Origin of the sequence: Microbacterium sp. Leaf351 (assembly GCF_001423825.1) — a bacterium.
Lineage (GTDB): Bacteria > Actinomycetota > Actinomycetes > Actinomycetales > Microbacteriaceae > Microbacterium > Microbacterium ginsengisoli.
Map to the genome: position 1 here is coordinate 158,619 of NZ_LMPK01000033.1, position 6,572 is coordinate 165,190.

The window sequence follows — 6,572 nt, forward strand, 5'->3', positions numbered from 1 at the left end:
GCCGAACTTCTCTTCGGCGTTGACGACGATGGTCATCATCGAGATCGAGTCGATGTCGAGGTCGTCGGTGAACGACTTCTCGAGCGCGACCTCGTCGGCCGAGATGCCCGTCTCGTCGGTGATGAGCTCGGCGAGGCCGGCGAGGACCTCTTCGGTCGAAAGGGCCATGGGTTTCTCCTTCTCTGTGGGGTGTGGACAGCAGCCGCAAGGCCGCGAATCAGTTTAGGGGCGCCGCTGCGGCGCTCACGGGAGCACGACCACCTGCGCGCCGTAGACGAGCCCGGCCCCGAATCCGATCTGCAGGCACAGGCCGCCGCTGAGCTCGGGGTGCTCTTCGAGCAGACGATGCGTGGCGAGCGGGATGGATGCCGCCGACGTGTTGCCCGTCGTCGCGATGTCACGGCCGATGACCACGCTCTCGGGCAGCCCCAGCTGCTTGGCGAACTCATCGATGATGCGCATGTTGGCCTGGTGCGGCACGAAGGCGGCCAGATCGGATGCCTCCACCCCCGCCTCCTCGAGGGCGAGGCGCGCGGCCTTCGCCATCTCCCAGACGGCCCAGCGGAAGACCGTCTGCCCTTCCTGACGGAGCGTCGGCCAGGCAGCCTCGCCGTCACGGAACTCGGTGAGGGTCGCGTTCATGCCGACGGCGTCGGCCTTGGAGCCGTCGGAGCCCCACACGGTGCGGGAGATGCCGGGGAAGTCACTCGGTCCGATGACCACGGCTCCTGCGCCGTCGCCCAGGAGGAACGAGATGCTGCGGTCCGTCGGGTCCACGACGTCGGAGAGCTTCTCGGCGCCGATGACCAGGGCGTAATGCGCCCCGCCGGTGCGGATGAGTGCATCGGCCTGGGCGACACCGTAGGCGAATCCGGCGCACGCGGCGTTCGAGTCGTAGGCCGCCGCCGGGTTCGCTCCGACGCGGTCGGCGACGACGGCCGACATCGACGGGGTCTGGCGGGAGTTGCTGATGGTCGCGACGATGACGAGGTCGATCTGGTCGGCCGGTACTCCGGAACGCTCGATCGCCTCACGGCCGGCCGCGGTGGCGAGATCGGTCGCGCTCGTGCCGTGCACCGCGCGCGTCCGCGTGATGATGCCGGTGCGCTGGCGGATCCACTCGTCGCTCGAGTCGATCGCGGCGACCAGATCGTCGTTCGGCACCGCGTTCTCGCCACGGGCGGCCCCGTACGAGTAGATGCGGGTGAACGCGGGGCCGCTGCCCTGCTTCAGCACGGGTGCGCTCATGCGGCGGATCCCTTCAGCAGCGCGACGGCGGCGTCGAGGTCGTCGGGTGTCTTGACGGCAACCGACGGCACTCCGCGCAGCGCGCGCTTGGCGAGGCCGACGAGCGTTCCCGCCGGCGCGAATTCGATGATGCCCGTCACGCCCGCCTCGGCGAACGAGGCCATGCACAGATCCCAGCGCACGGGGGAGGCCACCTGTCCGATGAGCAGCTCGACCGCCCGGGGACCGTCATCGACGACGGTGCCATCGGCATTCGTCCAGAGGGTAGTCTGCGGGTCGCTCACCGCGACGGATGCCGCGGCCTCCCGCAGCGCGTCAACGGCCGGGGCCATGTAGGACGTGTGGAACGCGCCGGCGACCTGGAGCGGGATGACCCGCGTCGCCGGCACCGGCGCCTCGGCGAGGACTGCCAGGGCGGGGAGGGCGCCGGCGGCGACGATCTGGCCGGCACCGTTGTGGTTGGCCGGGGTGAGGTCGAGCTCGGCGAGACGCGCCAGCACCGCGGCTTCGTCGCCCCCGAGGATGGCGCTCATGCCGGTCGGCGTCTGGGCCGCGGCATCCGCCATCGCACGACCCCGCACGCCCGCGAGAGTGAGTGCGTCGACGGGGGAGAGCACGCCTGCCGCGGCGAGGGCGGCCAGTTCACCGACGGAGTGACCGGCCACACCCGCGGGCGTGGTGCCCGCCGCCTCGACGAAGGCGGCGTAGGAGAGAAGGCTCGCGCCGACGATGAGCGGCTGAGCGACCTGAGTGTCGCGGATCGCGTCGGCATCCCACTCGGTGCCGGCGGCGGCGAGGTCGACATCCGCCGCCTCCGAGAACGACGACAACCGGTCAGTCGCGCCGTCGAGCTCGAGCCAAGGACTGAGGAAGCCGGGGGTCTGCGAACCCTGACCGGGGAACACCGCGATGATCACCGTTCCATCCTGCCAAGGAACCGGGCGTCGCACTGGCGAGGTACGCACAAGGATGACCGGATGCTTTGTGCGCGCCCTACAGCGACGTGGCTCATGCGCGCCGAGGAACACCGGCACGGCGACGCGTGACGTCGCTGCCGATCGCCCCGAGAACGAGCGCCGTCTGCAGGATGAGCGCCTCGCGCGGACCCGTCGCGTCCCAGCCGATCACGTCCGAGACGCGCTTCAGTCGGTAGCGCACCGTGTTGGGGTGCACGAACAGCTCGCGAGCCGTCGCCTCGAGCGATCGGCCGTTGTCGAGGTAGCTCCAGAGCGTGGTCACGAGATCGGAGCTGTGGGCCTTCAACGGACGGTAGATCTTCTCGACGAGCGTGCGCTTGGCGAGCGGGTCGCCCGCGAGGGCACGTTCGGGCAGCAGATCGTCGGCGTCCACCGGCCGCGGCGCGTTGCGCCATGCGCCGGCCACCGCGAACCCGGCGAGGGCCGCGCGGGCGCTCTGGCTCGCGTCGACGAGCGCCGGCACCGTGGGGCCGAGCACCAGGTGCCCCGTGCCGAATCCCGGCTCGAGGCGCCGGGCGATCTCGGGGAACGGGAGGTCTGCCACATCCTCACCCGTGCGCTGGCCGGCCTCGCTGCGACCGATCACGAGCACGAGCCGCGAGCCCTGCACGCCCACGAGCACGTCGACACCGAGCTTGCGCGCCATGCGGCGCAACTGGTCGACGTCGAACTGCGGGGGCGTCGTGCCCACGAGCACCGCGACCTCGCCGTGCCCGTGCCAGCCGAGGGCCGCGATACGGCTCGGCAGCTCGTCGTCGGCCTCGCCGCTGAGGATCGAGTCGACCACGAGCGCCTCGAGGCGCGCATCCCAGAGCCCCCGCGCCTCGGCGGCGCGGGCGTAGACGTCGGCCGCCGCGAACGCGACCTCGCGCGAGTAGAGCAGCGCCGCCTCGCGCAGGCGCGAGTCCTTGTCGGCGATGCGCTCCTCGGTGACCTCCACCGTGACCCGGATCAACTGGAGCGTCTGCTGCAGGCTCACGCTGCGCAGCAGCTCCCGCGGCGCGGCGGCGAAGATGTCCGACGCGATCCAGGGGGTCGACTTCGGATCGTCGTACCACTGGATGAACGAGGTGATGCCGGCCTGAGCGACCAGGCCCACCGCCGAGCGCCGCGCCGGCGGCATGTCGGAGTACCACGGAAGCGTCGCCTCGAGCCGGGTGAGCGTCGCCGTGGCGAGGTCGCCGGAGACCTTGCGCAGCCACGCAAGGGTCCCCGACTTGTCGACGGGCAGCTCGTGTCCGGGCGGCGTCGCCGGCACGTCGGTCAGCTCTCGCCGCCGGCGTTGCCCGTCGTGCCCGCGGTCACGTCGTGCAGACGGTACTTCTGGATCGCCTGACCGACCAGCGCACGATCGACCGCACCCTCGGCCGCGAGCGCCTGGAGGGCACGCACGACGATCGACGGTCCGTCGATCTTGAAGAAGCGTCGTGCCGCGGCACGCGTGTCGGAGAAGCCGAAGCCGTCGGCGCCGAGCGTCCAGAAGTTGTGCTGCACCCACGGACGGATCTGGTCCTGCACGGCGTGCATGAAGTCGCTCACCGCGACGACCGGGCCGGGCGTTCCGGCGAGCTTCTGCGTGAGGTACGCCGTGACCGGCTCCTCGTCGGGGTGCAGGAAGTTGTGCTCGTCGGCGGCGAGGCCGTCGCGGCGCAGCTCGGTCCACGAGGTGACCGACCACACATCCGAGCCCACACCCCAGTCGTCCTTCAGGAGCTGCTGCGCCTCGAGCGCCCACGGCACGCCCACACCGCTCGCGAGCAGCTGCGCGTGCGCGGCGCCCTCCGTCGCGACGGTGGAGATGCGGTGGATGCCGCGCACGATGCCGTCGACGTCGACATCCGCCGGCTCGGCGGGCTGCACGATCGGCTCGTTGTAGACCGTCAGGTAGTACATGACGTTCGGGTCGCTGTGACTGCCGCCGTACATACGGTCGATGCCGGAGCGCACGATGTGGGCGATCTCGTAGCCGTAGGCGGGGTCGTACGAGACCGTGGCGGGGTTCGTGGCCGCGAGCAGGTGCGAGTGGCCGTCGGCGTGCTGCAGGCCCTCACCCGTGAGGGTGGTGCGACCGGCGGTGGCGCCGACCACGAAGCCGCGCGCCATCTGGTCGCCCGCGGCCCAGTTCGCGTCGCCGGTGCGCTGGAAGCCGAACTGCGAGTAGAACACGTAGACCGGGATGAGCGGCTCGCCGTGCGTCGCGTACGAGGTGCCGACACCGGTGAAGGCGGCGAGGGCGCCGGCCTCGTTGATGCCGACGTGGACGATCTGGCCCTGCGGGCTCTCCTTGTAGGCCAGCAGCAGCTCGCGGTCGACCGACGTGTAGTTCTGGCCGTTCGGGTTGTAGATCTTCGCCGTCGGGAAGTACGCGTCCATGCCGAAGGTGCGCGCCTCGTCGGGGATGATCGGCACGATGCGGTTGCCGAAGTCCTTGACCCGGAGCAGGTCCTTCAGCAGACGCACGAACGCCATCGTGGTGGCGATCTCCTGGGTGCCCGAACCCTTCTTCGGCAGCGCGTAGGCCGCGTCGCCCGGCAGCTCGATGCCGACGTGGTGCGAGCGGCGCTCCGGCAGGTATCCGCCGAGGGCCCGGCGGCGCTCGAGCAGGTACTGGATGGTCTCGTCCTGCGGTCCCGGGTTGTAGTACGGGGGCAGGTACGGGTTCTCCTCGAGCTTCGCGTCCGTGACCGGGATGTGCATCGCGTCGCGGAACAGCTTCAGGTCGTCGAGGGTCATCTTCTTCATCTGGTGGGTCGCGTTGCGGCCCTCGAAGTGCGGACCGAGGCCGTAGCCCTTGATGGTCTTGGCGAGGATGACGGTGGGCTGGCCCTTGTGCTCGACGGCGGCCTTGAACGCGGCGTAGACCTTGCGGTAGTCGTGACCGCCGCGCTTGAGGTTCCAGATCTGCTCGTCGCTGTAGTCCTTGACCAGGGCGGCGGTGCGCTCGTCGCGACCGAAGAAGTGCTGGCGCACGTAGGCGCCGTTCTCGGCCTTATAGGTCTGGTAGTCGCCGTCGGGCGTGATGTTCATGAGGTTGAGCAGCGCGCCGTCGCTGTCACGGGCGAGCAGGTCGTCCCATTCGCGACCCCACACGACCTTGATGACGTTCCAGCCGGCGCCGCGGAAGAAGCTCTCGAGCTCCTGGATGATCTTGCCGTTGCCGCGCACGGGGCCGTCGAGGCGCTGCAGGTTGCAGTTGACGATGAAGGTCAGGTTGTCCAGGCCCTCGTTGGCCGCGACCTGGAGCTGACCGCGGCTCTCGACCTCATCCATCTCGCCGTCACCGAGGAACGCCCACACGTGGGACTCGGAGACATCCTTGATGCCGCGGTTGGTGAGGTACTTGTTGGTCATCGCCTGGTAGATCGCGTTGATCGGGCCGAGGCCCATCGACACGGTCGGGAACTGCCAGTACTCCGGCATGAGGCGCGGGTGCGGATAGGAGGGGAGACCGTTGGGGAACGCCGACTTCTCCTGGCGGAAGCCGTCGAGCTGCTGCTCGGTGAGGCGTCCCTCGAGGAACGAGCGGGCGTACATGCCGGGGGAGGCGTGGCCCTGGAAGAAGATCTGGTCGCCGCCCGAGGGGTGGTTCTGGCCGCGGAAGAAGTGGTTGAAACCCACCTCGTACAGCGCCGCCGAGGACGCATATGTCGAGATGTGGCCGCCGACGCCGATGCCGGGACGCTGCGCGCGGTGCACGGTGATGGCTGCGTTCCAGCGAATCCACGCGCGATAGCGGCGCTCGATCTCCTCGTCGCCGGGGAACTCGGGCTCGTTCTCGGGCGCGATCGTGTTGATGTAGTCGGTGGTCGGCACCGTCGGAACGCCGAGGTGCAGCTCTCGCGAGGTCTTCAGCAGGCTGAGCATGATCTCGCGCCCGCGACCGTGACCCTTGGCGTCGACGAGCTGCTGCAGGGATTCCTGCCACTCGGACGTCTCTTCAGGGTCGCTGTCGAGGGGGCCTTGCGAGTAGGGATCCTGGTCGTGAACAGTCACGAGGCACCTTTCGTCGGGCTGGCAGGTCGTGCCAGATCAGATCACCGAGACCGGCGGCTTTGTCCGCGGTCTACAACGCCGACGGATAGCCTAGCGCCGCCGCAGACGAAGATCGGCGGCACCGGTGCCAGCGCGCCCCCGCACCCTCCGATCGAGCCGCACGAAGAGCGGATGTCTCGTACACTCGGCCCCGAGGGCCTTTAGCTCAGCTGGTAGAGCGCCACGTTTACACCGTGGATGTCGTCGGTTCGATCCCGGCAGGGCCCACTTCCGGTCGCGACGTCGCCCGTCTGCCGTAGGTTGAGAGGGTGAAAGCCCGACCCGCCGACCAACGCGCCCTCCTCGACGTCGTCG

The 6,572-nt window shown here is 69.7% G+C and carries 5 protein-coding genes and 1 tRNA gene; 1 reads left to right on the forward strand and 5 read right to left on the reverse strand.

The features are described 5' to 3' along the window. The 5 genes from ASG00_RS09120 to aceE form a co-directional block, all read right to left on the reverse strand. Nucleotides 1–168 (reverse strand): acyl carrier protein (locus ASG00_RS09120; RefSeq protein WP_056208816.1); only part of this gene is annotated, 168 nt, incomplete at its 3' end. Nucleotides 169–243: 75 nt separating this feature from the next. Next, nucleotides 244–1,248: a beta-ketoacyl-ACP synthase III gene (locus ASG00_RS09125; RefSeq protein ID WP_056208819.1), complete on the reverse strand. Its 1,005-nt coding sequence runs from the start codon at nucleotides 1,246–1,248 to the stop codon at nucleotides 244–246. Further along, nucleotides 1,245–2,165: an ACP S-malonyltransferase gene (locus ASG00_RS09130; RefSeq protein WP_056208822.1), complete on the reverse strand. Its 921-nt coding sequence runs from the start codon at nucleotides 2,163–2,165 to the stop codon at nucleotides 1,245–1,247. The genes ASG00_RS09125 and ASG00_RS09130 overlap by 4 nt, the downstream gene beginning before the upstream one ends. Before the next feature lie 91 nt (nucleotides 2,166–2,256). After that, nucleotides 2,257–3,483, reverse strand: coding sequence for a PucR family transcriptional regulator (locus tag ASG00_RS09135; protein WP_045246874.1), 1,227 nt, complete (start codon nucleotides 3,481–3,483; stop codon nucleotides 2,257–2,259). A gap of 5 nt (nucleotides 3,484–3,488) precedes the next feature. Further along, nucleotides 3,489–6,218, reverse strand: a complete 2,730-nt coding sequence (gene aceE / locus ASG00_RS09140) for a pyruvate dehydrogenase (acetyl-transferring), homodimeric type (protein ID WP_056208827.1) — start codon at nucleotides 6,216–6,218, stop codon at nucleotides 3,489–3,491. A gap of 194 nt (nucleotides 6,219–6,412) precedes the next feature. Here aceE and ASG00_RS09145 point away from each other — a divergent pair. After that, nucleotides 6,413–6,485 (forward strand) — tRNA-Val (locus ASG00_RS09145). Nucleotides 6,486–6,572: the final 87 nt, after the last annotated feature.